Annotated in this window: 21 protein-coding genes and 1 pseudogene; 18 read left to right on the top strand and 4 right to left on the bottom strand. The window is 67.1% G+C overall.

The window, feature by feature from the left end; all coding sequences use genetic code 11:
- Nucleotides 1-3: 3 nt before the first annotated feature.
- The 18 genes from LL972_RS13760 to LL972_RS13845 all read left to right on the top strand — a co-directional run bounded on the left by LL972_RS13760 (nt 4) and on the right by LL972_RS13845 (nt 23624).
- Nucleotides 4-552 carry a flagellar basal body-associated FliL family protein gene (locus LL972_RS13760; RefSeq protein WP_180496968.1) on the top strand — a complete coding sequence of 183 codons (549 nt, stop codon included), beginning with the start codon at nt 4-6 and terminating at the stop codon, nt 550-552.
- A gap of 10 nt (nt 553-562) precedes the next feature.
- The gene (gene fliM / locus LL972_RS13765) at nt 563-1576 is read left to right on the top strand and encodes a flagellar motor switch protein FliM (RefSeq protein ID WP_228328066.1); all 1014 of its coding nucleotides are present in this window, start codon (nt 563-565) and stop codon (nt 1574-1576) included.
- The gene (gene fliN / locus LL972_RS13770) at nt 1573-1911 is read left to right on the top strand and encodes a flagellar motor switch protein FliN (protein WP_104648690.1); all 339 of its coding nucleotides are present in this window, start codon (nt 1573-1575) and stop codon (nt 1909-1911) included. The genes fliM and fliN overlap by 4 nt, the downstream gene beginning before the upstream one ends.
- The gene (gene fliO / locus LL972_RS13775; protein ID WP_104533353.1) at nt 1908-2315 is read left to right on the top strand and encodes a flagellar biosynthetic protein FliO; all 408 of its coding nucleotides are present in this window, start codon (nt 1908-1910) and stop codon (nt 2313-2315) included. Before fliN ends, fliO begins: the two co-directional genes overlap by 4 nt.
- 1 nt (nt 2316) lies before the next feature.
- Nucleotides 2317-3162, top strand: a complete 846-nt coding sequence (fliP, locus tag LL972_RS13780; RefSeq protein ID WP_228328067.1) for a flagellar type III secretion system pore protein FliP — start codon at nt 2317-2319, stop codon at nt 3160-3162.
- A 402-nt stretch (nt 3163-3564) separates the two neighbouring features.
- On the top strand, nt 3565-3834 hold the full coding sequence (locus tag LL972_RS13785; RefSeq protein ID WP_005917968.1) for a flagellar biosynthetic protein FliQ: 270 nt from the start codon (nt 3565-3567) through the stop codon (nt 3832-3834).
- 13 nt (nt 3835-3847) lie between these two features.
- Nucleotides 3848-4639: a flagellar biosynthetic protein FliR gene (gene fliR / locus LL972_RS13790; RefSeq protein ID WP_053051291.1), complete on the top strand. Its 792-nt coding sequence runs from the start codon at nt 3848-3850 to the stop codon at nt 4637-4639.
- Nucleotides 4640-4758: 119 nt separating this feature from the next.
- Nucleotides 4759-7680, top strand: coding sequence for a diguanylate cyclase (locus tag LL972_RS13795; protein ID WP_228328068.1), 2922 nt, complete (start codon nt 4759-4761; stop codon nt 7678-7680).
- A gap of 325 nt (nt 7681-8005) precedes the next feature.
- Entirely contained in the window at nt 8006-10927 is a 2922-nt protein-coding gene (locus LL972_RS13800) for a diguanylate cyclase domain-containing protein (protein ID WP_228328069.1), read from the top strand.
- A gap of 306 nt (nt 10928-11233) precedes the next feature.
- On the top strand, nt 11234-13321 hold the full coding sequence (locus tag LL972_RS13805) for a putative bifunctional diguanylate cyclase/phosphodiesterase (protein ID WP_228328070.1): 2088 nt from the start codon (nt 11234-11236) through the stop codon (nt 13319-13321).
- A gap of 375 nt (nt 13322-13696) precedes the next feature.
- On the top strand, nt 13697-14827 hold the full coding sequence (gene flhB / locus LL972_RS13810; protein WP_228328071.1) for a flagellar biosynthesis protein FlhB: 1131 nt from the start codon (nt 13697-13699) through the stop codon (nt 14825-14827).
- Complete coding sequence (gene flhA, locus LL972_RS13815) at nt 14824-16917, top strand: flagellar biosynthesis protein FlhA (protein WP_228328072.1); 2094 nt, start codon at nt 14824-14826, stop codon at nt 16915-16917. Before flhB ends, flhA begins: the two co-directional genes overlap by 4 nt.
- A gap of 680 nt (nt 16918-17597) precedes the next feature.
- On the top strand, nt 17598-19280 hold the full coding sequence (flhF, locus tag LL972_RS13820) for a flagellar biosynthesis protein FlhF (protein ID WP_228328073.1): 1683 nt from the start codon (nt 17598-17600) through the stop codon (nt 19278-19280).
- Nucleotides 19267-20151: a MinD/ParA family protein gene (locus LL972_RS13825; protein ID WP_047125416.1), complete on the top strand. Its 885-nt coding sequence runs from the start codon at nt 19267-19269 to the stop codon at nt 20149-20151. Before flhF ends, LL972_RS13825 begins: the two co-directional genes overlap by 14 nt.
- Nucleotides 20148-20915 carry an RNA polymerase sigma factor FliA gene (locus LL972_RS13830; protein ID WP_047125417.1) on the top strand — a complete coding sequence of 256 codons (768 nt, stop codon included), beginning with the start codon at nt 20148-20150 and terminating at the stop codon, nt 20913-20915. Before LL972_RS13825 ends, LL972_RS13830 begins: the two co-directional genes overlap by 4 nt.
- Nucleotides 20916-20950: 35 nt before the next feature.
- Entirely contained in the window at nt 20951-21343 is a 393-nt protein-coding gene (gene cheY / locus LL972_RS13835; RefSeq protein ID WP_002813536.1) for a chemotaxis response regulator CheY, read from the top strand.
- Complete coding sequence (locus LL972_RS13840) at nt 21343-21969, top strand: protein phosphatase CheZ (protein ID WP_104585132.1); 627 nt, start codon at nt 21343-21345, stop codon at nt 21967-21969. Before cheY ends, LL972_RS13840 begins: the two co-directional genes overlap by 1 nt.
- Before the next feature lie 2 nt (nt 21970-21971).
- Complete coding sequence (locus LL972_RS13845; RefSeq protein ID WP_228328074.1) at nt 21972-23624, top strand: chemotaxis protein CheA; 1653 nt, start codon at nt 21972-21974, stop codon at nt 23622-23624.
- A 237-nt stretch (nt 23625-23861) separates the two neighbouring features.
- Here the strand turns inward: LL972_RS13845 and LL972_RS13850 are convergent, their stop codons facing one another.
- From LL972_RS13850 to LL972_RS13865, 4 genes and pseudogenes are all read right to left on the bottom strand, one after another.
- Nucleotides 23862-25340, bottom strand: coding sequence for an XVIPCD domain-containing protein (locus LL972_RS13850; protein ID WP_228328075.1), 1479 nt, complete (start codon nt 25338-25340; stop codon nt 23862-23864).
- A gap of 14 nt (nt 25341-25354) precedes the next feature.
- The gene (locus LL972_RS13855) at nt 25355-25993 is read right to left on the bottom strand and encodes a hypothetical protein (protein ID WP_228328076.1); all 639 of its coding nucleotides are present in this window, start codon (nt 25991-25993) and stop codon (nt 25355-25357) included.
- 86 nt (nt 25994-26079) lie between these two features.
- The gene (locus tag LL972_RS13860) at nt 26080-26496 is read right to left on the bottom strand and encodes a SymE family type I addiction module toxin (protein ID WP_228328077.1); all 417 of its coding nucleotides are present in this window, start codon (nt 26494-26496) and stop codon (nt 26080-26082) included.
- Nucleotides 26493-26814, bottom strand: a pseudogene (locus LL972_RS13865) (hypothetical protein); the annotation flags it as partial. The gene LL972_RS13860 and the pseudogene LL972_RS13865, both read right to left, overlap by 4 nt.

A 26814-nucleotide genomic window follows, 5' to 3' on the forward strand; every position in this document is an offset into this window, starting at 1 on the left:
TGGGTGAGCATTCCCCTGGAGCAGACTGTGGCAGCCGCGGAAAAACCCAAGAAGACCGAAGACAAAGACGACAAGGGCGACAAGAAGAAGGGCGGCAAGAAACTTCTGCTGATCGCCGTCGGGGTCGTGGTGCTGGCCGCGGCCGGCGGCGGCGCCTGGTTCTTCTTCGGCCACAAGGGCGAGGAGAAAGGCGGCAAGCACGACGCGCCCAAGGTGGCCGAGGTGCCCAAGCCGGCGCAGTACTTCCCGATGGACCCGGCGATCGTGGTCAACCTGGCCGACCCCGGCGACGGCCCGCAGTACCTGCAGGTCGAAGTGCAGCTGGTCACCCGCGATCCGGAAGACCTCAAGCTGATCACCGAAAACGCCCCGGCCATCCGCGCGCATCTGCTGATGCTGCTGTCGCAGGTCAAGGCCGCCGATGTGGCCGACCTGGTCGGCAAGCAGAAGCTGCAGAAGGCGGCCCTGGCCGAAGCGCAGAAGGTCATGACCGGCGAGACCGGCAAGAAGTGCGTCGAAGAACTGCTGTTCACCAGTTTCGTCACCCAGTAAGGCCTGCCCCATGAGCGTCAGCGATCTGCTTTCCCAGGACGAAATCGATGCCCTGCTGCATGGCGTGGATTCGGGTGCGGTCAACACCGAGCCGGAGCCGCTGCCCGGCGAGGCGCGCCAGTACGACCTGTCCAGCCAGGACCGCATCATCCGCGGCCGCATGCCGACCCTGGAGATGGTCAACGAGCGCTTCGCGCGGCTGTGGCGCATCGGCCTGTTCAACCTGATCCGGCGCTCGGCCGACCTGTCGGTGCGTGGCATCGACCTGGTCAAGTTCAACGAGTACATGCACTCGCTGTATGTGCCCACCAACCTCAACCTGATCCGCTTCAAGCCGCTGCGCGGCACCGGCCTGATCGTGTTCGAACCCACGCTGGTGTTCACCGTCGTGGACAACTTCTTCGGTGGCGACGGCCGTTACCACACCCGTATCGAAGGCCGCGAATTCACCGCCACCGAGATGCGCGTGGTGCAGCTGATGCTCAAGCAGACCTTCGCCGACCTGAAGGAAGCCTGGGCGCCGGTGATGGAAGTGGACTTCGAGTACATCAACTCGGAGATCAACCCGCATTTCGCCAACATCGTCACCCCGCGCGAGTACGTGGTGGTGTGCCGCTTCCATGTCGAACTGGAAGGCGGCGGCGGCGAGATCCACATCACCCTGCCGTATTCGATGCTGGAGCCGATCCGCGAACTGCTCGATGCCGGCATCCAGAGCGACCGCAACGACCGCGACGACTCCTGGAACGTGATGCTGCGCGAGCAGCTGGACACCGCCGAGGTGACCCTGTCCAGCGTGCTGGCCAGCAAGCGCATGAGCCTGCGCCAGCTCACCGGCCTGAAGGTCGGCGACATCCTGCCGATCGACCTGCCCGCACAGGTGCCGCTGTGCGTGGAAGAGATCCCGTTGTTCACCGGCGAATTCGGCGTGTCCAATGGCAACAACGCCGTCAAGATCACCGCCGTACGCCCGCCCGGCGTGCAAGCCCCACGCGCCGTTCCCTCCCAGGACTCCAGCAAATGATCAACTCCGACACCCTCGACGCCGCGCCCGCCACCTTCGACAGCCTGCAGGCCGAGCACGACAACAATGCCACCGACCTCAACCTGGACGTCATCCTGGACGTGCCGGTGACGCTGTCGCTGGAAGTGGGCCGTGCGCGCATCCCGATCCGCAACCTGCTGCAGCTCAACCAGGGTTCGGTGGTGGAGCTGGAGCGCGGCGCCGGCGAACCGCTGGACGTGTACGTCAACGGCACCCTGATCGCGCATGGCGAAGTGGTGGTCATCAACGACCGTTTCGGTATCCGCCTGACCGACGTGGTCAGCCCCAGCGAACGGATCCGGAGGCTGCGGTGATCGGCCTGCTGGCCGCTGCCGCGCCGGTCGCGGCCAAGGCCACCCAGGTCGGTGCGCAGGCGCCGTCCTCGCCCAGCCTGTTTGGCGCGGTCTTTGCATTGCTGCTGGTGCTCGCGCTGATCGTCGGCCTGGGCTGGTTGCTCAAGCGCATGCCCGGTAGCGGCTTCCGCAACACCGAGGGCCTGCGGTTGGTGACCAGCCTGGCGGTGGGTGCCAAGGAACGCGTGGTGGTGGTGGAGGTCAACGGCCAGCAGTTGTTGCTGGGCGTCACCGCCGGCGGCATCAACACCTTGCACACCCTGTCCGAACCGCTGCCGCCCGCGCCCGCCCCCACCCTGCCCAACTTCAAGCAACTTCCCAATTTCGCCCAGCTGCTGGCACAGAAGCTGCGCAAGGACCCGTGACATGTTGAGTCGTTGGAATCGCTGGGGGCGCAGCCTCCGCCTGGTGCTGATCCTGCTGGTGATGAGCTGCCCGCTGCTGGCTGCCGCCACGCCTGCCGCATGGCCGGCCATGGCCCAGGCTGCCGCTCCCGCCGCCGCGCCGGCGAGCGCTCCGGCCGGTGCCAATCAGCTGCCGTCGTTGCCCAATGTCAGCGTCGGCCGCATCGGCGACCAACCGGTGAGCCTGCCGCTGCAGACCTTGCTGCTGATGACGGCGATCACCCTGCTGCCGTCGATGCTGCTGGTGCTGACCGCCTTCACCCGCATCACCATCGTGCTGGGCCTGCTGCGCCAGGCGCTGGGCACCGGCCAGACTCCGTCCAATCAGGTGCTGCTGGGGCTGTCGATGTTCCTGACCGCGCTGGTGATGATGCCGGTGTGGCAGAAGATGTGGGGCGCCGGCCTGTCGCCGTACCTCAACAACCAGATCGACTTCCAGACCGCCTGGACGCTGACCACCCAGCCGCTGCGCGCCTTCATGCTGGCGCAGATCCGCGAGACCGACCTGATGACCTTCGCCGGCATGGCCGGCGACGGCAAGTACGCCGGCCCGGACGCGGTGCCGTTCCCGGTGCTGGTGGCCTCGTTCGTGACCAGCGAACTGAAGACAGCGTTCGAGATCGGCTTTCTGATCTTCATTCCGTTCGTGATCATCGATCTGGTGGTCGCCAGCGTGCTGATGTCGATGGGCATGATGATGCTGTCGCCGATGCTGATCTCGGCACCGTTCAAGATCCTGCTGTTCATCCTGGTGGACGGCTGGGTGCTGGTGGTCGGCACGTTGGCGGCGAGCTTCAACGCGTCGTAGCCGCGAGGTCTGCATGCGCGCCGCCTGCCGGCGTGTCGACCCGGTTTGCCAGCGTCGGTGTGCGGTCCCGAGGCCGAGCAGCAAACGCCGACGCTACCGCAGAGCAAACAACGACAGCGATAGCCAGTGCAGCCAACAGCGGCCGAAGCGCACAGCTGAGCAATGCCCCACCCGAACCACCCAATACGCGTGGCTTCGCCTCGCACCCTCACCCCAACCCCTCTCCCGCTGGAGAGGGGCGAGCTTCTGCAGACCGCACCTTCGTCAGCCCATACCTCGACGCACAGCTCAGATATCCTCCCCCTATTCACACTCCCGATTCCCGCCTCCCGCCTCCCCAATCCCCAATCCCCAATCCCCAATCCCATTCCCTTTGGCACCCCACTTGCATCACCACACCCCATGAGCCCTGAAATCGCCCTGACCGAATTACGTGGTGGCCTGGTCACCGTCCTGTGGATCGCCGGACCGATGTTGCTGGCGGTGCTGGTCGTCGGTGTCGTGATTGGTGTGGTGCAGGCCGCCACCCAGTTGAACGAACCGACCATCGCCTTCGTGGCCAAGGCGGTCGCGCTGACGGCCACCTTGTTCGCCACCGGCAGCATGCTGCTGGGGCATCTGGTGGAGTTCACCATTGCGCTGTTCCAGCGCATTCCGCATCTGATCGGTTAGCGGACCCGGCCGGATGGATGCTGCCACCCAGATGGTGATCGACGGCCAGCGCGCGTTCGCGATGGTCGGGGCGATCATGTGGACCATGCTGCGCACCGGCGCCTTGCTGACCGCAATGCCGTTGATCGGCACGCGCGCGGTACCGGGACGGGTGCGGGTGATGCTGGCCGGCACCTTGTCGATGGTGCTGGCGCCGCTGCTGCCGCCGGTGCCGGACTGGGATGGATTCACCGCGCAGGCAGTGCTCAGCGTCGCCCGTGAGCTGGCGGTGGGTGCCAGCATGGGCTTCATGCTCAAGCTGATCTTCGAGGCCGGCGCGATGGCCGGCGAGCTGGTATCGCAGTCCACCGGCCTGTCGTTCGCGCAGATGTCCGACCCGCTGCGCGGGGTGACCTCCGGGGTGATCGCGCAGTGGTTCTACCTGGGATTCGGCTTGCTGTTCTTCGCAGCCAACGGACACCTGGCGGTGATCGCGTTATTGGTGGACAGCTACAAGGCCTTGCCGATCGGCACCGCCATCCCCGACGCCGCCGCATTTGCCGAAGTGGCGCCGACCCTGTTCCTGCAGATCCTGCGCGGCGGGCTCACCCTGGCATTGCCGATGATGGTGGCGATGCTGGCGGTCAACCTGGCCTTCGGTGCATTGGCCAAGGCCGCGCCGGCGTTGAATCCGATGCAGCTGGGCCTGCCGCTGACGGTGTTGCTGGGGCTGTTTCTGCTGTCCAGCTTTGCCAGCGAATTCGCACCGCCCGTGCAACGCATGTTCGATACCGCCTTCGACGCCGCCAGGGAATTGACTGCCTAGCGGGCACATCCGTAACTGTGAACTACCTCAAGTTTTTCCTCGGCCAGCCGTCAACGCCAGAGGACGATTGATACCGCCAATCGCCATCACTTACCCCACGCCAACGCTCGCGGGAACCGATGCCCAACGTGTCTGCGCTGTTCGCTCCGATTGCGTCACGAGGCGGCCACTGGTGGGCCTGGGCCTGCTGTTGGATTGCCGGGCTGGTGGTGTGCGGGCACGCCCAGGCGCAGACCTACAGCTTCCGCGACTACGCCCAGGCCGACGGCCTGCAGGGCATGACCGTCAACAGCCTGCTCGAAGATCGCCAGGGCGTGGTCTGGGTGGGCACCGAGCTGGCCCTGCACCGCTTTGAGCGCGAGAGCTTAATACCGGTTGGCCAGGAAAGCGGCCTGGATGCGCGCTATATCCGCGCACTGGCACTGGATGCGGCAGGACGGCTCTGGGTGGCCAGTGCCAACGGCGTGTTCGTCCGCGACGGCGGTACATTCGTGCAGCTCCTGCGCGACGGCAAACCGATCCGCGCCGACAGCGGCAACGTGCTGGCCGCCTACGCCGACGGCATGGTAGTGGTGAGCGAGAACGCCTTGCTGCGCCTGTCGCCGGACCGCGCGGGCGGCTGGTCGGTGCGCCCACTGCCGTTGCAGCTGGCCGATGGCACCAGCTTGCCGGCCGGCAAGGCATTACTTGCCGATGGCACGGCGCTATGGACCAGCTGCGGACAGCACGTCTGCCGGATCGACCAGAACGGGCGCGCCGAGATGCTCGGCGAAGCCGACGGTGTGCCGGAGCGGCAGTGGCGGGCGATCTTTCGCGACCACCAGCACACCCTGTGGCTGCGCGGCGGTGGCCTGGTGCTGTCGCGCGCGGCTGGCGAGCGTGTATTCCGCAGTCATGCGCCGCCGGCAGGTACCAGCTTCGACACGCTCTCGGCGGCCACTACCCTGTCCGAAGATGCACAGGGCCGCCTGCTGACACGTTCCGATCGCGGCCTGGTGCGCTGGGAAGGCGATCACTGGCGCTATTTCGGCCACAACCAGGGGCAGCCGATCAGCCCGATGGTCGGCCCGCTGATGATGCAGAGCACCGGCCAGCTGTGGATCGGCACCCGTGGCCTGGGCGTACAGCGCTGGCTGGGCTACGGCAACATCGAGCACTGGGACGAAAGCCAGGGGCTGGCAGAGGCGCCGACCTGGATGATCCAGCGCCTGCCCAGCGGGGAACTGCTGGTTGGCAGCGATGCCGGCTCCAACGTGCTGGATCCGCGCAGCGGGCGCATGCAGCCCTGGACGCTGGACGACGGCCAGCCGCTGCTGCAGTCGATCTCCCTGGCGCTCTCGCCGACAGACGGCGCGGCCTGGGTGGCGCGCTCGTCCGGCGCGCTGGCGCGGCGCGATCCGCGCAGCGGCAGGACCCTCGACGTGTTGCAGCTGGGCCTGCCGATCAACAAGCTGCTGTTCGACGCCACCGGCACCTTGTGGATCACCACACCGCGCGGCCTGTATCGCATGCCGCCGGGGGCGCCGTGTCAGGCCACCCGCGATCCGGGCGTGCCGGCCGCGTTCGTGGGCGATGTCGATCTCGATCCCCGGGGCCGGCTCTGGGCCAGCACCCGCGAGGGGCTGTACAAGCGGCAGGCAGACGGCGCCTGGCAACGCGTGCAGGTGCGTGGCGCGCTGCCCAGCCAGGATTTCTTCCTGATCGATTTTGCTCCCGATGGCGAGCTGTGGATCTCGCTGCGCGACACCGGGCTGTGGCATGGCCGCCTGCAGGCCGATGGCGTGCTGGCGCTGCGCGCGGTCGACGACCCGCTGGTAGCGCGGGTGATGCCGTTCATCCTGCGCCACGACCGCAAGGGACGGCTGTGGCTGGGCAGCAGCCAGGGCCTGGACATGCTGGAAAACGGCCATTGGTCGCGGGCCACGCGCACCGAGGGCCTGCTGTGGGACGACATGTCGGCCAATGCATTCTTCGAGGATGTGGATGGCAGCATCTGGCTCGGCAGCAGCCGCGGTGTCACCCATCTGATCGACCCGTTGCGCGTGTTCGCCGCACCGCCATTGCGGGTGGACATCCTGCGCGTGCGGCGTGGCAGCCAGACGATCACCCCGGGGGCGCAGGTCGATTGGTCGCAGGTGCCGCTGGATGTCGACATCAGCGCACCCGGTGCCGAAGGTGGCCCGGACCGCATCAGCTTCCGCTACCGGGTGGAGGGCCACCAGGCGCGCTGGACCACGACCTCGCTCAGTCACCTCACCTATCCCCTGTTGCCACCCGGCACCTACACGCTGGAAGTGCAGGCGCTGGATGCCTACCAGCGCAGCGCCAGCCCGGTCACGCGGCTGCCTTTCGTGCTGCGCCCACCGTGGTGGCGCGGCGCCCCCGCAGTGGCCGGCTACGTGCTGCTGGGCATTGCGGCGGTGATTGCGTTGCTGCGCTGGCGCACACGCAAGCTGCTGCGCCGCAAACGCGAGCTGGAACAACTGGTGGCCGAGCGCACTGCCGAGCTGGAACAGGACAAGCGCGAGCTGGAAGCGGCGCGCGCCGAACTCGCGCTCAAGGCCACCCACGACGAACTGACCGGGCTGCTCAATCGCGCCGGCATCCTGCACGCGCTGCGCGGCATGCTGGCGGTGGTGCTGATCGACCTGGACCACTTCAAGCTGGTCAACGACCTGCATGGCCATCTGGCCGGGGATGCGGTGCTGGCCGAGGTCGGCCGGCGCCTGGATACGTTGGTGCGCGGCGACGACCGCATCGGTCGCTACGGTGGCGAGGAGTTGCTGGCGCTGCTGCCGGGGCTCAGTGCCGAGGCCATCCATCGCCTGCAGGCATTGCATCGCGGCATCTGCGGCGACTACCCCATCGATGGCGGCGTCTTGCCGGTGACCTGTTCGGTGGGCGTGGCCTGGTTGCAGCCGGGCGAAACCCTGGAACAACTGCTGGCGCGCGCCGACGCCGCGCTCTATCGGGCAAAGCGCAGTGGACGCAACCGCATCGATTACGACCAGGTGGCCTACGACGCCGCAGCCAGCGGCTGAACCTGCATTTCGACGCAGGCTGATCCGCTGCCAGGCAGATGCCTGGGCGCGAGCAGCGCGCCGCTGTTTTGAAGCCGGCATCAAGCAATCGGCGTGATCGCGCCTGCAGCCACAGTGTGCGGCTCGGGAACAACAGGCCCCTGGTAATGACTGTGCCCGCTGCGCACTCGCGCCGTCATGCCTGCTCACGCATTAAAGAAACACACGTGAACAGCCGCTAGTCGGTTTACTGCGGCCTGCGATGGGGGCCGCCCATGGCAAGCGTGAGACACCCGCGCGAGGGGCGCGGACCACACATGCCGATGCGTGGGAGAGTGCAACGCCCGTGGGGTTTCAGTACCGCCAATGCAGGTCGTCAGGCCGGCGTGCACCGTTCTTTGCGGTGCTGCTGCTGGCTGTGCTGTCGCTGGCCGATTCGGCAGGCGCGCAGAGCGCGAGCATTCGTCGCTATGCCCACGACCAGGGCCTGCTCGGGCTCGCCGGCACCTGCCTGCTGCAGACCCGCGCCACGCTGCTATGGGTGTGCACCGAAAGCGGCCTGTATCGCTACAACGGGCGCAGCTTCCAGCAGGTCATGCTCGATGGCCTGCGCAACGAACCGATCACCTCGATGAGCGAAGCCGCCGACGGGCGGCTGTGGGTGGCCGGCTTCCAGGCCCTGTTTGTCGGCGACGAGCACGGCTTTCGCAAACTGGCTCCCGATGAGGCCGAACATCTGCAGGAAGACATGCTGCTGGCCAGTCCCTCCTGGGGAACGGTGCTGGCCAATGGCGGCACGCTGGAACGGTTGAGCGCACGCGGCAACGGCCACTGGCATAGCGAGCCGCTGCTGGACACCGCCACCCGGGTGCGCGTGCCCGAACTGTCCAAGGTGCTGAGCCTGTCGGTGGAAGGCGACACCTTGTGGGCCGGCTGCGCCAAGCGGCTGTGCGCCATCGATGCGCAGCGCAAGGTGCAGGTCTACGGGCCGGACCAGGGCGTGCCGGAAGATCGCTGGTACAGCGTGTTGCGCGATCACGACGGCGCACTGTGGGTGCGTGGCACCGGCAACCTGCTCTATCGCGCGCCGGGCGCAAGCAAATTCAGTGTGCGGCCGCTGCCATTGCTCGATGGCAGCACCATCGGGCGACAGGCGCCGTTGGTGCTGGACCGCGAAGGGCGCGTGCTGGTGCGTCGCAACGACGGGCTGGCACGCTGGGAAAACGGCCGCTGGCGCAGTTTCGGTGCCGACAACGGGCTGCCGCCCGGCAGCAGCGATGCGATCCTGGTGGACCGCGATGGCGATGTCTGGATGACCGTCGATGGCGAAGGCCTGGTGCGCTGGGCCGGCTACGAATGGATCGAGAACTGGGACGCCTCGCAAGGCATGCCGGCCGCCCCCACCTGGTCGATCGCCCGCGACGCGCAGGGGGCACTACTGGTCGGCAACGAACACGGCACCGACCGCCAGGCCGATCCGGGCGGGCGGTTCGTTCCGGCCTTGCAGGCCTCCGGGATCGAGATCGTGGGCATGCAACGCAGTGCCGACGGCAGCCTGTGGACGCTCAATTCGGCCGGCTTTTTGCGCCGCACCTGGCCGGATGGCCGCAGTACCCAGGTCGCCAAGCTGCCACGCACCGCGCGCCGCCTGCTGATCGACCGGCAGGGGCGGATGTGGATGCTCAGTGCGGGCGGGCTGTTCGTGATCCAGCGCCCGCTGGAAGGCGGCACGATGGAAGCGGTTACCGGCATGCCCACGATTGCCTACACCGACATCCAGCAGACCGCCAACGGCACGCTGTGGGTGTCCACCGCCAACGGCCTGTTCCGCCTGCAGGGCGCGCGCTGGTCCAAGGTCAGGGTGCTGGTCAATGGCGGCGCGTCCGACCCGTGGATCAGCAAGTTCCACATCAGCGACGGCGGCGAGGTGTGGCTGGCGTTCTATCGGCCCGGTCTCTGGCACGGCATGCTGCTGGGCGACCGGCTGGACCTGCAGGCGATCAGCGACGAAGCGCTGCGCGATGTCGGCGTCTACCTGATGCGCGGCGACAGCCTCGGCCGGGTCTGGGTGGGCCACGCGCGTGGCGTGGAGGTCTACGACGGGGAGCGTTGGGCGCATCTGTCGCAGTCGCAGGGCTTGCTGTGGGATGACGTCTCCGAAGCCGCCTTCGCCGAGGATCCGGATGGGTCGGTATGGATCGGCACCGCGCGCGGCGTGAGTCATCTGCTGGATCCGGCGCGGCTGTTCGACGCGCGCCAGCCCAGCGTACGCATCGACAGCGTCAGCCGTGGCGGCGTGCCGGTGCAGCGCGGCCAATTGCTGGGCTGGAGCGACAAGCCGCTGCATATCGAGCTGTCCACGATGGAGGTGTACGACGACCCGAGCCGCCTGACGGTGCGTTACCGCCTGCTCGGTCTGCATGACGAATGGATCCAGAGCGACGATCTGTCGATCGACCAACCGCCGCTGCCCTCCGGGCATTTCCGCCTGCAGGTGCAGGTGCTGGACCGCTACCGCCGCACCGCCTCGCCGATCGCCGACCTGCCGTTTGCGGTGGCGCCGCTGTGGTGGCGCAGTCCACCGGCGATCGTGTTGTATGTGCTGATCGGCAGCGCATTGCTGGCCGGCCTGTGGCGCTGGCGGCACCGCCATCTGGTCGCGCGCGAACGCATGCTGGCCGAACTGGTGGCCGAGCGCACCTACCAGCTGGAACACGAAAAACGTGATCTGGAAAGCGCGCGCGCCGCGCTGGCCCTGAAGGCCAGTCACGATGCCCTGACCGGCCTGCTCAACCGCTCCGGCATACTGGAAGCCATGGCCGAAGAACTGCAGGCCTGTGCGCACGGCGGGCATCCGCTGGCGGTGGTGCTGATCGATCTGGACCACTTCAAGCTGGTCAACGACCAACACGGGCATCTGGTCGGCGATGCGGTGCTGGCCAAGGTCGGTGCGCGCCTGACCGCCTGCCTGCGCGACTCGGACAAGGTCGGCCGTTATGGTGGCGAGGAATTGCTGCTGTTGCTGCCGGGCATGTCGCGGCACAGCCAGCACCGGCTGCGCGCCATCCACGAAAAGCTCAGCCTGGCACCGTACGAGGTCGGCACCGCCCGGCCGCTGCAGGTGACCTGTTCGGTCGGCGTGGCCTGGTTCCGGAGCGGCGACAACGCCGCCACGCTGCTGGCGCGTGCCGACGAAGCGCTCTACCGCGCCAAGCGGCATGGCCGCAATCGCATCGAACCGGAAGAGCCCGAATCGTCGGTGGCATGAGCATGCGCGCTGCCGCTCGGGCGTAGGTCGGCTCGACACCCACGTACGGATCCTGCTTCCGATACACGGCATCCACGCGTGCAGTGACGCCGACCCGCCTGCCGATCACAGGTGCGGCAGCATCGTCACCTTGCGCAGAAAGTGCATGGCTGACGCGCCACATCACCGCATCGCCTGCCGCCCGCGCCAGGTCGATCAGCGCATGCGATTTGGATCGCCGCTGGCTGCCCGCAGGCGCTCAAGAACTGGCACCCGAGGTCGCTACGTGCTTGAGCAAGTGCGTCCTTCGGCGCTGGAAGTGGATGGGTGGTCGGAACCTATAACCCTGGCATGGTGATGCTGTCGCTGGTGGTGGCCGTGCTGGCCTCCTACACCGCGCTGCATCTGGCCGCCCGCGTGACTGCCAGTCGTGGCGGCGATGCCGTGGCCTGGCTGATGGGCGGCGCGGTGGCGATGGGCATCGGCATCTGGTCGATGCACTTCGTCGGCATGCTGGCGTTTCGCCTGCCGATTCCGCTGGGCTACGACCTGGCGCTGACGACCTGGTCGATGCTGGCGGCGATTCTGGCCTCGGCCTTGGCGCTGTGGCTGACCTCGCGTGCGGATCTGCCATGGCCGCGGCTGGGCCTGGGTGCGGTGCTGATGGGGCTGGGCATTGCGCTGATGCACTACATGGGCATGGGCGCGCTGCGCATGTCCCCGACCATCAGCTACGACCCGCTGCTGTTCGGGCTGTCCATCGCCATCGCCGTCGGCGCCTCGGCGGCGGCGTTGTGGACCGCCTTCCGGCTGCGCCACGGCGGCCGCCGCTACAGCCTGCGGCTGATCGCGGCGATGATCATGGGCGTGGCGATCGTGGGCATGCACTACACCGGCATGGCCGCCGCGCGGTTCGCGCCCGGCAGCATTTGCGACGCGGCCACCGGTGCGCATCTGCCCCTGCCCTGGCTGGCGGCCGTGGTGGTGCTGGTCACGCTGGCCCTGTTGGCGCTGGCGCTGGTGATCTCGGTGCTGTCGCGGCGGTTCCAGCAACGCACCGACGTGCTGTCTGCGTCGTTGGCGCAGGCCAATGCCGAGCTGGTGCTGGCCGCCCTGCACGACCCGCTGACCCGCCTGCCCAACCGCGTGCTGCTGCACGAGCACGTGCTGCAAGGCATCGACCGCGCCCAGCGCGACGGACAACGCTTTGCGGTGATGCTGATCAACCTGGATGGATTCAAGGCGATCAACGATGGCTACGGTCACCCGTTCGGCGACCAGTTGCTGGTGGCGGTGGCCGAGCGCATGCGAGCACACCGGAGCGCCCACGGCAGCCTGGCGCGGCTGGGTGCCGACGAGTTCGTGCTGGTGTCGGCCATTGCCGACCCCGAGGATGCCGCCGCGATCGCCGCGCATCTGCTGCAGGCGCTGGCAGTGCCGTTCCTGGTGGCCGACCTGGAGTTGCGCCTCAGCAGCAGCGTCGGCATTGCGCTGTATCCGGAGGATGCCGGCAGCGAGCATCAGTTGATGACACACGCCGATGCGGCGATGCGTCACGCCAAGCAGGCCGGCCGCAACCGTTACAGCTTTTTCGAGCACTCCATGACCGGCACCACCCGCGAGCGCCTGCAGCTGCTGCAGGATCTGCCACGTGCGCTGGAACTGGGCCAGTTCGTGCTGCATTACCAGCCCAAGTACTGCGCCGACGATGGCCGCCCGGTCGGCGCCGAGGCATTGATCCGCTGGCAGCACCCCGAGCGCGGCCTAGTGCCGCCGGACAGCTTCATCCCGCTGGCCGAGCGCAGCGGCATGATCGGCCCGCTCGGCAGCTGGGTCCTGCAGCAGGCCTGTCGGCAGATGCGCGACTGGCGCGAGGCCGGACACGGCGACTGGCACGTGGCGGTCAACCTGTCGGCCACGCAACTGGCCTCGCCCAGCCTGCTGGACGAGGTGGCCACCACCCTGGCCGATTACGCGATCCCACCGGCCCAGCTCACCCTGGAAATCACCGAAAGCATGGCCATGCGCGACGCCGAGGCCTGCCTGCGCACGCTCGGCCAGCTCAACACGCTGGGCGTGCGCATCGCCATCGACGACTTCGGCACCGGCTATTCCAACCTGATGTACCTGCGCAAGCTCCCCGCGCACGAACTCAAGATCGACCGCAGCTTCGTGCAGGCCCTGGACAACGGCCCGGAAGACATCGCCATCGTCGCCGCGGTGGTGGCGCTGGCCCACACCATGCGCCTGCAGGTGGTGGCCGAGGGCGTGGAGACCACCGCCCAGCGCAACACCCTGGAACGGCTGGGCTGCGACCAGCTGCAGGGCTATCTGCTGGGCCGGCCGATGGACGCCGAGCACTTCATCGCGGTGGTGGTCGCCCAACGCGACGGCGCAACTCGCCCGACCGGTTAAGCGAAAGGCGTCAAAACGACCGCCGCCCCGGCATCTGCCATCAATCTCTGACCCGTCAACCAAGCCAAGCACCAGCCTGCACTTGGTCCGCCGCCCCCCATTTCCTGCCTGCGGCCCTCCCCCGCGCACGCGGCGACCTGCGCGCCTTCCAACTGCAACAGCCGTCGCAGGCGCGCAGGCGGGGCGATCTATCGCGACGGCAGCGCCATCCACAAAGCCCGGCGTGCGCTTGCTCACCACCAACCACAACACCCCGCCAGCGGCTCCACTCCCGGCCGCTGCTCTTCCGATTCCCCAATCCCGATTCCCGATTCCCAGCCCACAAACTGGAACGCCACTTGCATGAGGCAGGGCTGACCAGTCACCGGCACCTCCATGTCCGAGTCCGAAGACGGCGGCGAACGCACAGAGCTTCCCACCGAAAAACGCCTGCGCGAAGCCCGCGAGCAGGGCAACATCCCGCAATCGCGCGAGTTGTCCACCGCCGCGGTGTTCGGCGCCGGCGTGTTCGCGCTGATGGCCCTGGCCCGCGGCATCGGCGATGGCGCCAGCGTCTGGATGAAGACCGCGCTTAGCCCGGACCCGAAGATGCGTGAAAACCCGATGGCGCTGTTCGGCCATTTCGGCGACCTGCTGCTGCAGCTGCTGTGGGTGATGCTGCCGTTGATCGGCATCTGCCTGGCCGCCGGCCTGGCCGGCCCGTTGCTGATGAGCGGGCTGCGGTTTTCGGGCAAGGCGATCATGCCCGACCTCAACAAGCTCAACCCGGCCAACGGGATCAAGCGCATGTGGGGCAGCAACAGCCTGGCCGAGCTGGTCAAGTCGGTGCTGCGGCTGCTGTTCGTCGGCCTGGCCGCCAGCCTGTGCATCTCCAAGGGCCTGCACGGCCTGCGCTCGCTGGTGAACCAGCCGCTGGAACAGGCGGTGGGCAACGGCCTGGACTTCACCAAGAGCCTGCTGTTCTACACCGCCGGCGCCTTGGTGCTGCTGGCCGCCATCGACGCGCCGTACCAGAAGTGGAACTGGCTGCGGAAGCTCAAGATGACCCGCGAAGAGATCAAGCGCGAGATGAAGGAAAGCGAGGGCAGCCCGGAGGTCAAGGGCCGCATCCGCCAGATGCAGATGCAGATGTCGCAGCGCCAGATGATGGAAGCGGTGCCCAAGGCCGACGTGGTGCTGATGAATCCGACCCACTACGCGGTGGCGCTCAAGTACGAAGGCGGCAAGATGCGCGCCCCGATCGTGGTGGCCAAGGGCGTGGACGAAATGGCCTTCCGCATCCGCGAAGCCTGCGAACAGCACCGGGTGGCGATCGTCACCGCCCCGCCTTTGGCACGCGCCTTGTATAGGGAAGCACAAATTGGCAAGGAAATTCCCGTGAGACTCTATTCGGTCGTGGCCCAGGTGCTCTCCTACGTCTACCAGCTGCGTGGCTGGAACGGCGGCCCGATGCCGGAATTGCCGTCGCTGGACGTGGATGAGTTCGGCAAGGGAGCCAGCGCATGAGCGCCCAACCCGCCCCGACGAATGCCCGGCGCATTATGGAGTTGCTGCGCAACGGCCTGGGCGCGCCGCTGGCCCTGATGGCCATGCTGGCCATGCTGATGGTGCCGCTGGCCGCACCGGTGCTGGATGCCCTGTTCACCTTCAACATCGCCATCTCGCTGATGGTGCTGCTGGCGGTGGTGTATGTGCAGCGCCCGCTGGAATTCACCATTTTCCCGATCGTGCTGTTGATGACCACGATGCTGCGCCTGGCGCTCAACGTCGCCTCCAGCCGCGTGATCCTGATCAACGGCCAGGACGGCCATGCCGCGGCCGGCAAGGTCATCGAGGCGTTCGGCCAGTTCGTCATCGGCGGCAACTACGCCGTGGGCATCGTGGTGTTCGCGATCCTGACCATCATCAACTTCGTGGTCATCACCAAGGGTGCCGGGCGCGTGTCGGAAGTGACCGCGCGCTTCATCCTGGACGCCATGCCCGGCAAGCAGATGGCCATCGACGCCGACCTCAACGCCGGTTTGCTGACGCGCGAGGAAGCCAAGGCCCGCCGCGAGGAAGTCCGCGAGGAAGCCGACTTCTACGGTGCAATGGATGGTGCCAACAAGTTCATCCGCGGCGACGCCATCGCTGCCATCCTGATCCTGTTCATCAACCTCATCGGCGGCATGGCGGTGGGCATGTTCCAGCACGGCATGAGCTTTGTGGATGCCGCCTCCACCTACACTTTGCTGTCGATCGGCGACGGCCTGGTGGCGCAGCTGCCGGCCCTGCTGGTGTCGTCCTCGGTCGCCTTGCTGGTGACCCGTGCCTCGCGCGCGCAGGACATGCGCGGCGCCATGATCAGCCAGGTGTTCGGCCAGCACCGCGCCCTCGCGGTGGCCGCGGCCATCCTGGGCCTGGTCGGCCTGGTGCCGGGCATGCCCAACGTCGCGTTTTTGACGCTGGGCCTGATCCTGGGCGTGATCGCCTGGAAAATGTACAAGCGCAGCCTGGTCATCTCGCCGACCGGCGACCCCGCCACCGACCCCAAGGCCGCCGCTGCGGCCACCGCCGCCCAGGCGAGCTCGGAGCTGAGCTGGGACGAGCTGCGCCCGATCGACCCGCTGGGCCTGGAAGTGGGCTACCGGCTGATTCCGCTGGTGGACAAGAACCAGGGCGGCGAACTGATGGCGCGCATCAAGGGCGTGCGCCGCAAGCTCACCCAGGACATCGGCTTCCTGGTGCCGCCGGTGCATATCCGCGACAACCTGGAACTGTCGGCCAACGCGTATCGGCTGCTGGTGCACGGGGTGCCGGTGGCCACCGCGGAAATCTATCCCGACCGCGAACTGGCGCTGGACCCGGGCGGTGCGCTCGGCCAGCTCGACGGTATTCCCGGCAAGGACCCGGCGTTCGGACTGGATGCCAGCTGGATCCAGCCGCACCAACGCGCCTATGCCGAATCGATGGGCTACACCGTGGTCGACCCGGCCACCGTGGTCGCCACCCATCTGTCGCACCTGATCCGCGAACACGCCCCGGAACTGCTCGGCCACGAGGAAGTGCAGCAGTTGCTGGCGACCCTGGCCAAGACCGCGCCGAAGATGGTGGAAGACCTCACCCCGAAGGCGCTGCCGCTGTCGGTGGTGGTGCGCGTGCTGCAGAACCTGCTGATCGAGCGCATCCCGGTGCGCCAGCTGCGCAAGATCGTCGAAGCGCTGGTCGAACACGCCCCGCACAGCCAGGACCCGACCACCCTCACCGCCGCGGTACGCACCTCGCTTGGCCGCTTCATCGTGCAGGAAATCGCCGGCATGTCGGCCGAGCTGCCGGTCTATACGCTGGCCCCGCAGCTGGAGCGCGTGCTGCAGGAATCCACCCACGGCAACGGCGTGGCGCTGGAACCCGGCCTGGCCGAGCGCCTGCACCAGAGCCTGGCCGACTGCGTCGGCAAGCAGGAAGCCCGCAACGAACCGGCGGTGGTGCTGGTGCCCGGCCAGGTCCGCGCCGCACTGGCCCGCCTGGTCCGCCATAGCGTCCCGAGCCTGTCGGTACTGGCTTACAGCGAAGTGCCCGAAGACAAGCGCCTGAAGCTGGTCGGCACGATCAGCTAAGGCGTAGGAGCGCACCCGGGCGCGAAAGGCTTTCCCAGGACAGCCCCATCGCGCCCAGGTGCGCTCCTACGACGCGCCGGGGTATCCGACGGCACGCCGCAAACCAGAACACCCCTGTAGGAGCGCACCTGGGCGCGACCGGCGTTACCGGGACAGCCCGTCGCGCCCGGGTGCGCTCCTACGAAATCGTCAGGCCGTTGTGCCTCCACCACGCCAACCGGCAACGCGTTCAGACCGACCGCCACACCCGGCGTCGGAAAGCCGCCACCGGTCCGGCCATCCAATCGATTGCACGCCGCCGGCCGTTTCGAGGCGTTCCGGGCACAGCAATCCCGGCGCCCGCACCGCCGGTGCATCCGCCCGCACGGGCAATGCCAACGCCGTGCCGGCCCGGAGAAAAGTCAATCAATCCATTGACTTGAACCTCCCAATCCGGACCAGACGCACAGCCGCCGCCCCGCCCCGACCGGCCAGGGTCCCGCGCCGGAACCCTGGCACCGCGTTTTGGCACGCCGCGTGCATTAGCTCTGGCGAGACCGCAGCCAGCGTCACCGCTGCGGGGCGAGAGCAGCACTTGGAACAACCGAACGGGACAGGCACCTCATGACGCTGGCAACGCACCCACATTCATCGCGCACCCGTCCGGCGTCCGGCGGGTCCCGTTCCTGGAGGCACTTGGCATGAAAATCAAACGCTTCGTTGCCCCGGACATGCGCACCGCATTCCGCATGGTGCGTGAAGAACACGGCCCGGACGCAGTGATCCTGTCCAATCGCCGCACCGCCGAAGGCATCGAGATCGTCGCTGCCAGCAACTACGACGAAGAACTCGTCCAGCGCGCCCTGGAAACCGCACGCTCCGAGACGCCGGCGGTTGCCGCCGCGCCGATCCCGTCGGCACCTGCCCAGCAGGCCCCGGCCCCGCGAGCCGCGGCCGCGCCGGTCCACGCACCGCTCACGCCGGCCGCAGATGCCGGTGCGAGCCAGCGCCAGCGTGTTGCCAGCGCCGCCGAAGACATGATCGCCGCGATGGCGCTGCGCCAGCCGGTCAACGTGCCGCGCCAGGCTCCGGTCGCCGCGCCGGTGCGTACCGCCGCCGTCCCCTCGCCCGCCGCCCAGGCCCTGGCCCGCGCCGTTGCGGTGTCCGCCGCGCCGCGCCAGGAACACGCGTTGTCGGCGGTGCCGGAACAACTGTTCGCCGACTTCCTGACCACCGCCCCGGTGCAGCGCGCCGCCGTGCAGGCCGCCCCGGTGCAGGCGCCGACGCCGATCATGGCCGCCTCCGCGGCCCCCGTGCAGGCCGGCTACGACCAGGACGAAGACGCGCTGGCCGACGACGCCGACTTCGACCTGGACGCGCTGCCGCAGATCCTGCCGCCGGCCGCGTTGCCGCCGCTGGTGGCCGCCCCGCCGGCGCTGGCCGCTGTGCCGGTCGTCGCCGCCCCGGCGCCGCAGAACGACGAAGAACTCAAGCAGTTGCGTGGCGAGCTGGCGCTGATGCGGCAGATGATCGAGCGCGAAATGAACCGCCTCACCGACGAGCGCCTGCGTGGCTCACCGGTGCGTGCGCAGGCCCTGGAGCTGATGGACGACTATGGCTTCGACGCCGGCCTGATCCGCGATGTGGCGCTGCAGATCCCGGCCGATACCGAATTGCACCGCGGCCGCGGGCTGATGCTGGGCCTGCTGTCCAAGCGCCTGCCGGTGGCCCCGGTCGACCCGCTGGAACGCGGCGGCGTGATCGCCCTGGTCGGCCCGACCGGTGCCGGCAAGACCACCACCATTGCCAAGCTCGCCCAGCGCTTCGCCGCCCAGCACGCCCCGCGCGACGTGGCCCTGGTCACCACCGACACCCAGCGCGTCGGCGGCCGCGAGCAGCTGCACAGCTACGGCCGTCAGCTCGGCATCGCCGTGCACGAGGCCGACAGCGCCGAGAGCCTGCTGGAACTGCTCGAGCGCCTGCGCGACTACAAGCTGGTGCTGATCGACACCGCCGGCATGGGCCAGCGCGACCGCGCCCTGGCCGCCCAGCTGAACTGGCTGCGCGCCGCGCACCAGGTCACCTCGCTGCTGGTGCTGCCTGCCAACGCGCACTTTTCCGACCTCGACGAGGTCGTGCGCCGCTTCGCCCATGCCAAGCCCCAGGGCGTGGTGCTGACCAAACTTGACGAGACCGGCCGCTTCGGTAGTGCGCTGTCGGTCGTCGTCGATCACCAAATGCCCATCACCTGGGTGACTGACGGACAGCGGGTCCCCGACGACCTGCACCGCGCCAATGCCGCCAGTCTCGTTCTTCGCCTTGAAGATTTGCGGCGCGCTGCCGATAAGCCCTGTACTCCGGAGCACAACCATGCAGTCGCGTGAATACGCCAAGCTGACCAACGCCTTCCCCCTGTCGGCGACCCGTCCCGAGCCTTTGGGCCCGGTGCGCACCATTGCCGTGACCGGTGGCAAGGGCGGCGTGGGCAAAACCAACATTTCCGCCAACCTGGCCGTGGCGCTGGCCGACATGGGCAAGCGCACCCTGCTGCTGGACGCCGACCTGGGCCTGGCCAACCTGGACGTGGTGCTGGGCCTGTCGCCCAAGTACACCCTGGCCGACCTGATCGCCGGCCGCTGCACGCTGGACGAGGTGATCATCGAAGGTCCCGGCGGCGTGCTGGTGGTCCCGGCCGCGTCCGGTCGCCGCCACATGGCAGAACTGGCTCCGGCCCAGCACATCGGCCTGGTCAACGTGTTCTCCGAGCTGGAACGCGACCTGGACGTGATGGTCATCGACACCGCCGCCGGCATCACCGACAGCGTGCTGACCTTCTGCCAGGCCGCCCAGGACACCGTGGTGGTGGTCTGCGACGAGCCGGCCTCGATCACCGACGCCTACGCGCTGATCAAGGTGCTCTCGCGCGAACGCGGCGTGGACCGCCTGCAGATCATCGCCAACATGGTGCGCGACCCCAACGAAGGCCGCCTGCTGTACGACAAGCTGTCGCGGGTCTGCGAAAAATTCCTCGGCGACGTGTCGCTGAACTACCTCGGCCACGTGCCGCAGGACGACTGGTTGCGCCTGTCGGTACAGCGCCAGCAACCGGTCATCAAGGCCTACCCCGCCAGTCCGTCGGCGCAGGCCATTGCAGAAATCGCTCGCCGTACCTCGCGCTGGCAGGCCCCGACCGTGTCCCGCGGCAACGTCGAATTCTTCGTCGAACGCATCATCCAACGGGGAGTGGCCGCATGAGCACCGCTACCGCAACCACGGCCACCGCGCAGTACCGTGCCGTGCAGCGCAACAACGCCAATGACATCGTCACCCAGCACGCCGACTTGGTGCGCCGCATCGCCCACCATCTGGCCGCGCGCCTGCCGGCGAGCGTGGAAGTGGACGACCTGATCCAGGCCGGCATGATCGGCCTGATCGAAGCCTCGCGCAGTTACGACTCCGAACAGGGCGCCTCGTTCGAAACCTACGCATCGATCCGCATCCGCGGCTCGATGATCGACGAGATCCGGCGTGGCGACTGGGTGCCGCGCTCGGTGCACCGGCGCGCACGCGATGCCGCCGCGGCCGTGCGCAAGATCGAGCAGCACACCGGCCGCGCCGCCGCCGCCACCGAGGTGGCCGCCGCGATGGAGATGCCGCTGCCCGACTACCTGCGTCTGATGGAAGATGCCGCCCGCGGCCAGGTGCTGAGCCTGGAGTCGCGGATCGAGGATCACGGCGAGCTGGACACCACCGCCAAGGGTGGCCCCAATCCGCAGCAGATGATGGAACGCGGCGAATTCGGCCGCGAGCTGGGCAAGGCCATCGGCCAGTTGCCCGAGCGCGAGCAGCTGGTGCTGTCGCTGTACTACGAACAGGAATTGAACCTGAAAGAAATCGGCGCCGTGCTCGGTGTCAGCGAATCGCGCGTGTGCCAGATCCATGGCCAGGCGGTGGTGCGTCTGCGCGGCCGCCTCAAGGTCTTCGAACTGGCCGATGCCGGTGTCGAAATTGACGAATGATTTTTTCGCGTATTTTTTAGTGTTAGGAGCTTGATGTGAACAAGAACATGCGGATTTTGATCGTGGACGACTTCTCGACGATGCGGCGCATCGTCAAGAATCTGTTGGGCGATCTTGGCTTCACCAATACCGCAGAGGCCGAAGACGGCAACAGCGCATTGGCTGCGTTGCGGGCCGGCCCGTTCGATTTCGTGGTCACCGACTGGAACATGCCCGGCATGACCGGCATCGACCTGCTGCGCAACATCCGCGCCGACGCCAAGCTCAAGCACCTGCCAGTGATGATGGTGACCGCCGAAGCCAAGCGCGAGCAGATCATCGAAGCGGCCCAGTGCGGCGTGAACGGCTACATCATCAAGCCGTTCACCGCGCAGACGCTGGAAGAAAAGCTGGGCAAGGTGTTCGAACGTCTGGCGGCGACCGCCTGATGAACGCCACCGTGGACACCAATGCCGAACGCGCCGCGTTGATCGACCGCCTGCAGGGCGCGCTCGATGCACTGGAAAGCGGTGACGAAGCCGCATGGAAGCGCGAGGTCGACCACCTCGCCGCCCTGCGCACGCGCCCGATGATGCAGGGCCTGAGCCGGCTTGCGCGCGAACTCGGCCAGGCGCTGGGCGAGTTGCCCACCGTGCCCGAGGAAGCCGGCGAGCTGGACGATGCGTGTTCGCGCCTGGACCACGTGGTGGAGATGACCGAGAAGGCCAGCCATCGCACGCTGGATCTGGTCGAGGAATGCCGCGAGCTGGCCAACCAGCTACGCGACGGTGGGCTCAATCAGGACCAGGGCGCGCTGATGGACAAGATGCGCCACAACCTGACTGAGCTGTCGCTGGCGCAGAGCTACCAGGACCTGAGCGGGCAGATCATCCGTCGCGTGGCCGGGATCGTGCGGCGCGTGCACGAGGGCTTCGGTGCGCTCGGCTTGCCGCCAAAGAACCCCGAGCCGAAGAAAGACGACGGCGGTCTTGCCGGTCCTGCAGTCAAGGGCCTGGACCGTCACGCGGTGTCGCAGGACGACGCCGATGACCTGCTGTCCGGATTGGGGCTGTAACCATGAGTGCTGTTCCAGACGATATTGCTGCCGATTTCATCGTCGAGGCCCAGGAAATCCTGGATCGCCTCGGCGAACAGCTGGTGTCGCTGGAACAGGCACCGGACGAAGCCGACCAGCTCAATGCGGTGTTCCGCGGCTTCCACACGCTCAAGGGCGGCGCCGGCTTTCTGGCGATCAAGCCCATGGTCGAGCTCTGCCACGCCGCCGAGGAAACCCTGGGCATGGCGCGCTCCGGCCAGGCGGTGTTGCAGGCGCATCACTTCGATGCCGCGCAGCAGTCGCTGGATTACCTGCAGGCCATGCTGGATGCAATGGGCTCGGGCGAAGCCGTGCCGCATGCACCGGCCTCGCTGATTGCGCAGTTCGATGCCAAGAGCGGCCCGCCGGCAGTCAAGGCCGCGCCCAAGGCCGCCGCCGCAGCGCCCGCACCCGATGACGGGCATGGCGCCGCTGCGCCCGGCGCCAAGGCCGCGCCCAAGGCGGCGGCCAAGGGAGCCGACGCCGAGCAGACCGTGCGTGTGGACACCAAGCGCCTGGATGCCATCGTCAACCTGATCGGCGAACTGGTGCTGTCGCGCAATCGCCTCAAGACCCTGCGTACCCGCCTGCGCGACGAAGAACTCGACCGCGCGGTCAGCACGCTGGACATCGCCACCGCGCGCCTGCAGACCGCGGTGATGCGCACCCGCATGCAACCGGTGAGCAAGGTGTTCGCGCGCTTCCCCAAGGTGGCCCGCGATGTCGCGCGCACGCTGTCCAAGGAAGTGGAACTGGAACTGATCGGCGCCGAAACCGAGCTCGATCGCAACCTGGTCGAGGCCCTGGCCGACCCGCTGGTGCACCTGGTGCGCAACGCGATCGACCACGGCATCGAATCGCCGGCCCTGCGCGAAGCCACCGGCAAGCCGCGCAGCGGCCATGTGCGCCTGTCCGCGCAGCAGGAAGGCGACTACGTCAGCATCGAGATCCAGGACGACGGCGCCGGCATCGACCCGGAACGCCTGCGCGAGATCGCCCGCAATAAGGGCCTGATCGATGCCGAAGCCGCCGCCCGCCTGAGCACCGACGAGTGCCTGCATCTGATCTTCATGCCGGGCTTTTCGACCAAGGCCGAGGTCACCGACATCTCCGGCCGCGGCGTGGGCATGGACGTGGTGCAATCGCGCATCCGCGAACTCAGCGGGCAGATCCAGATCCAGTCCGAACTGGGCCGCGGCAGCCGCTTCATGATCCGCGTGCCGCTGACCCTGGCGATCCTGCCGACCCTGCTGGTGCAGGCCGGCGAAGCGGTCTATGCCTTGCCGCTGGCGCGCGTGGTCGAAGTACTGCACGCACCGCAGACCTCGCTGGGCTGGTTCGACGGCCGCGCAGTGCTGGACCGCCGCTCGCACACCCTGCCGCTGATCGACCTACGCCGCTGGCTGGGCGTGCCCGCCGAACAGCCGCCGCTATTGACGGTAGTGCTGCTGCAGGCCGGCGAAACCCGCTTCGGCCTGGTGGTGGACCAGGTGCGCGGCCGCGAGGAAGTGGTGATCAAACCGCTGCCGCGCGCCCTGCGCGGCCTGCCCGGCTATGCCGGCGCCACCCTGATCGGCGATGGCCGCATGGCGCTGATTCTGGATGTGGATGGCTTGCGCTCCAGCGATCATTGATTCTTCGGGATTCGGGATTCGGGATTGGGAGAATCGGGAATCGGGAAGACGATCCTGGTTGCCTGATCTAACGACAACGGCCGCGTACTGCGGCCGTTGTCGTGTCACTACCAGCATCGCTGCCGATCTATGCCGCTACGCGCGCAGGCATGGGCGCGATGGTTTGGCGACGGCCAGGCTGCCGTGGAAGTGAACCTGGAACCGTTATTTGGACCCCGTTATCTCGTTGCGAAACACTCAGCGCGTCATCGACGGACCGGCCTGGGTGACGGCTTGCTGGGACTGCTCCAGCGCCTGCTGCTGTTCGCGTGCCTGGGCCTGGGTCTGGTTGATTGCCTGCAGGCGATCGAACGACTGGCTCTCTGGCGCCTGCACGGCATCCACCGTCGACATATGTGCACGCTGGTGTGCCGGGTCGTTGAGGGCGCCCTGGACGACGAAGACCTTCTCGCCACCGGCCAGCTGAGGGGTTGGGTTGTTGAGCACCACATGGTCCACCCGCGACAGCCCTTCCTCTTTTGCCAGCGCCAATAGGCTGGCCGTCATGCGCTGGCTTGATGCATCCCACTCCCTGCCATGCTGGGCATCGAGCTTTTGCACCCCATCCCTGATCTGCTGGTAAAGCGAGTGATCCACGTGCGCGGGGTCTGACGGAAAAAGCTGAGCTGATGAGCCTGGCAGCTGGGGATCGCGCTCCCGGAGCTCCTGTTCCAACTCGCGTGCAGTGATGGGCGAGACGTGCAGGTGCGTATTCTTGCTGTGCTGGAACAGGCCGGGCGTCGGTGGCTGCGTGCTGCTGTCGAGGTAAGGCATGGGACGCGTATCGCTGCCCAGGTCGATGCCGTTGCGCTCCAGTACTTCTTCCTTCAATCCCAAGCGCTGCATGTCCAGGATCATCGGCTGTTCCGGGTCTCCTGGCTTTGGCTTGTTGTAGTGGCGCTCGTAGATGGCAGCCGTTCCAACCACCCACGGGCCGTAGTGGTTGGCGTAGTCGGACTGACCCGTATAGCCAATGCGAGTGCTCTTGGCATCCTTGTCGAAGAAGTTTGCCCCCATCGCCTCGACGTTGGCAGGAGTGACGGGCATCGTCATATCTGCGTTCAAGGTAAGGTTGGACTTGAGCGCGTAATTGAATTGCGGCATTCCGCCAGTTCGATCAATGAAGTCGTGCATACGACCGGGTGCTTCCCGAAAGATATCTTCCAGGGAGGCATCCGGCTTTGCTTGCTTTACCCTGCTGACGGTTGCATTCCAGCCTGCAATTTCTGCGCTTGCTTCATCTACACGGTTGCTTGATAAAACCTTCTCCGCTGCGTCCGAATAATCGTGCGTGGTCTTGGCTATCTGCACCGCCGCGGTTTCGAACGCCTTACGGGAAGCAGCTGCAGTTGGGCTGTACATGGCGTGCTGTAGTTCATGCCCCAGCACAAACGTCATGTCACCGGAATCAAGCAACTTTCCGCCAGGCCCATTGGAAAGCCTGGACAGCGGTAGCCGGATGGAATGCTCGCCTGGCGTGAACGTTCCGCCTGCATTCGGATCATTCAGAGGCTTTAAACTGAGTACGCGCTGCTTGGCAACCGCATCATTGAATTGGTCAAGCAGAACGGGCGATGCGGCAAGCACACCCTGCAAATTGGTGACATATTCCGGGGTAACACCGGGCTGGCGGCCGAAGTCATCAACAATGGCTTGCGCCTGTGGACTCAAAGGCATGACCGTTCCTTGGGTTAACGGATGTAGATCCATTCAACGCAGTGGTGCTCCACCCGCTCCTGCGGTGCATCGGCCTCACCTCGTGGAAACACCTCCACGCGGATGCCTGGGCGGCTGAAGAAGTCACTCATCCATCGCCCGTCTTCCACCATGTTGCGTTGACGTACAAACCCGATGTTTTCCAGTTTCTTGGTAAACGTATCGAAATCGATCCCGCAGATCTCCGTCATGGACGGGGAAGCACCCGCTTGCGCTGGAACAAAGGTGAACTCGAACCAACGCCCCGCAGTAGGCGTCTGGTCCATGCCAAAGCTGTAGCCCCACTCACTGGTAAGCGGAGCACTGGCGCCATAACGCTTGGGATCAGCTGCCGCACGCGTCACCGGAACCCCCATTTTGGACTGCAGGTAGTCGGGTGTCAGATCGTCCAGTCCGTCAACAGCTTGAATCAACGCAAGCATGCGGGTGAGCGCATCTTCTGCCGTTCGTATCGGCCCGCTGGGTTCGTTGCCAGTGGGAGTGACTGCGGATTCGGATGAGGAACGCATGGCAGATGTCTCCGTGACGGTTGCCGGGGCTGGGGTGGCCGCCGTGTGGGCGCATGCGCCCAGAGCGAGGGTGGCGAGCAAGGCGTAGAGGGGGCGCGCGATCATGAAGCGTCCGTTGTGCGCTGGTGTGGCTGCGACGCTAGTGGCATCGGGCACCGAGGTCAATCGCAAGGGGGCTGGCAGCCGCAGCATCATCGCCGCACGCTACGCGCGTTGGCCGGCACCTCCACCGGCGGCAACACCTCCATCAATAGCTGCCCTTCGCTCGCGGTGATGCGTAGCTTGGTGCCAATGGCAAAGCCCAGTTGTTCCAGCCATAGGCCGCTGAGGCGGACGTGGGGCACGTGCTGGTCGCCGGCGTGGTCGTGGGCGCCTGGGTAATGGGTGTAGCTGACGGTGCATTGGCGCGGGCGGCGGGCGCGGCGGGGTGCGCGTAGCGTGCCGGGGCCTTGTGGGAAGGCGTCCGGGTCGGGCGGCAGCATCGGTGGCAGCTTGGTGCGGTCGGGTTCCACAACAACCCACTGCACCCGCTTGGGCGGCGTGGGGCGCGTACGCGTGCGGGTGGGCCGTGCGCTGGCAGATGCCGTGGGTGGGCGGCGGCGGGTCATGGCGCCTCCGGGTGGTGGTTGGTGGATGCGGCGACGCGCTGCTGCAACGCCACGGCCCTGCGTGCGAACCGGCGGCGCGAGGTGTGCGGCAACACACCGAGCTGGCGACTCAGCGGATGCGCGGGATGGTCTCTCGCCTGCTCAATAGCTGTGCTTGCGTCGAGCCTGCGCAGCACATCGCCCATATCCCACCGCAGGCGGTGAGCGGAAGCTGGCAACAGATCAACCGGCACAGATGCCGGGGTAATCCCCCCGCCCATTAGCTGACGCCAGAAGTGGAATTTTCTCGTCCCCTTTCCCGAGGAGGTTCCATGAAGA

This window comes from Xanthomonas campestris pv. asclepiadis, assembly GCF_020784175.1.
GTDB classification, from domain to species: domain Bacteria; phylum Pseudomonadota; class Gammaproteobacteria; order Xanthomonadales; family Xanthomonadaceae; genus Xanthomonas; species Xanthomonas campestris_D.

Coding starts and splice junctions, on each gene's coding strand:
- LL972_RS13850 (WP_228328075.1), bottom strand. CDS start 25,340: ATGCCTTTGAGTCCACAGGCGCAAGCCATTGTTGATGACTTCGGCCGC.
- fliM (WP_228328066.1), top strand. CDS start 563: ATGAGCGTCAGCGATCTGCTTTCCCAGGACGAAATCGATGCCCTGCTG.
- LL972_RS13855 (WP_228328076.1), bottom strand. CDS start 25,993: ATGATCGCGCGCCCCCTCTACGCCTTGCTCGCCACCCTCGCTCTGGGC.
- LL972_RS13825 (WP_047125416.1), top strand. CDS start 19,267: ATGCAGTCGCGTGAATACGCCAAGCTGACCAACGCCTTCCCCCTGTCG.
- fliR (WP_053051291.1), top strand. CDS start 3,848: ATGGATGCTGCCACCCAGATGGTGATCGACGGCCAGCGCGCGTTCGCG.
- LL972_RS13795 (WP_228328068.1), top strand. CDS start 4,759: ATGCCCAACGTGTCTGCGCTGTTCGCTCCGATTGCGTCACGAGGCGGC.
- LL972_RS13840 (WP_104585132.1), top strand. CDS start 21,343: ATGAACGCCACCGTGGACACCAATGCCGAACGCGCCGCGTTGATCGAC.
- LL972_RS13830 (WP_047125417.1), top strand. CDS start 20,148: ATGAGCACCGCTACCGCAACCACGGCCACCGCGCAGTACCGTGCCGTG.
- LL972_RS13860 (WP_228328077.1), bottom strand. CDS start 26,496: ATGACCCGCCGCCGCCCACCCACGGCATCTGCCAGCGCACGGCCCACC.
- fliP (WP_228328067.1), top strand. CDS start 2,317: ATGTTGAGTCGTTGGAATCGCTGGGGGCGCAGCCTCCGCCTGGTGCTG.
- LL972_RS13785 (WP_005917968.1), top strand. CDS start 3,565: ATGAGCCCTGAAATCGCCCTGACCGAATTACGTGGTGGCCTGGTCACC.
- flhF (WP_228328073.1), top strand. CDS start 17,598: ATGAAAATCAAACGCTTCGTTGCCCCGGACATGCGCACCGCATTCCGC.
- LL972_RS13845 (WP_228328074.1), top strand. CDS start 21,972: ATGAGTGCTGTTCCAGACGATATTGCTGCCGATTTCATCGTCGAGGCC.
- flhA (WP_228328072.1), top strand. CDS start 14,824: ATGAGCGCCCAACCCGCCCCGACGAATGCCCGGCGCATTATGGAGTTG.
- fliN (WP_104648690.1), top strand. CDS start 1,573: ATGATCAACTCCGACACCCTCGACGCCGCGCCCGCCACCTTCGACAGC.
- flhB (WP_228328071.1), top strand. CDS start 13,697: ATGTCCGAGTCCGAAGACGGCGGCGAACGCACAGAGCTTCCCACCGAA.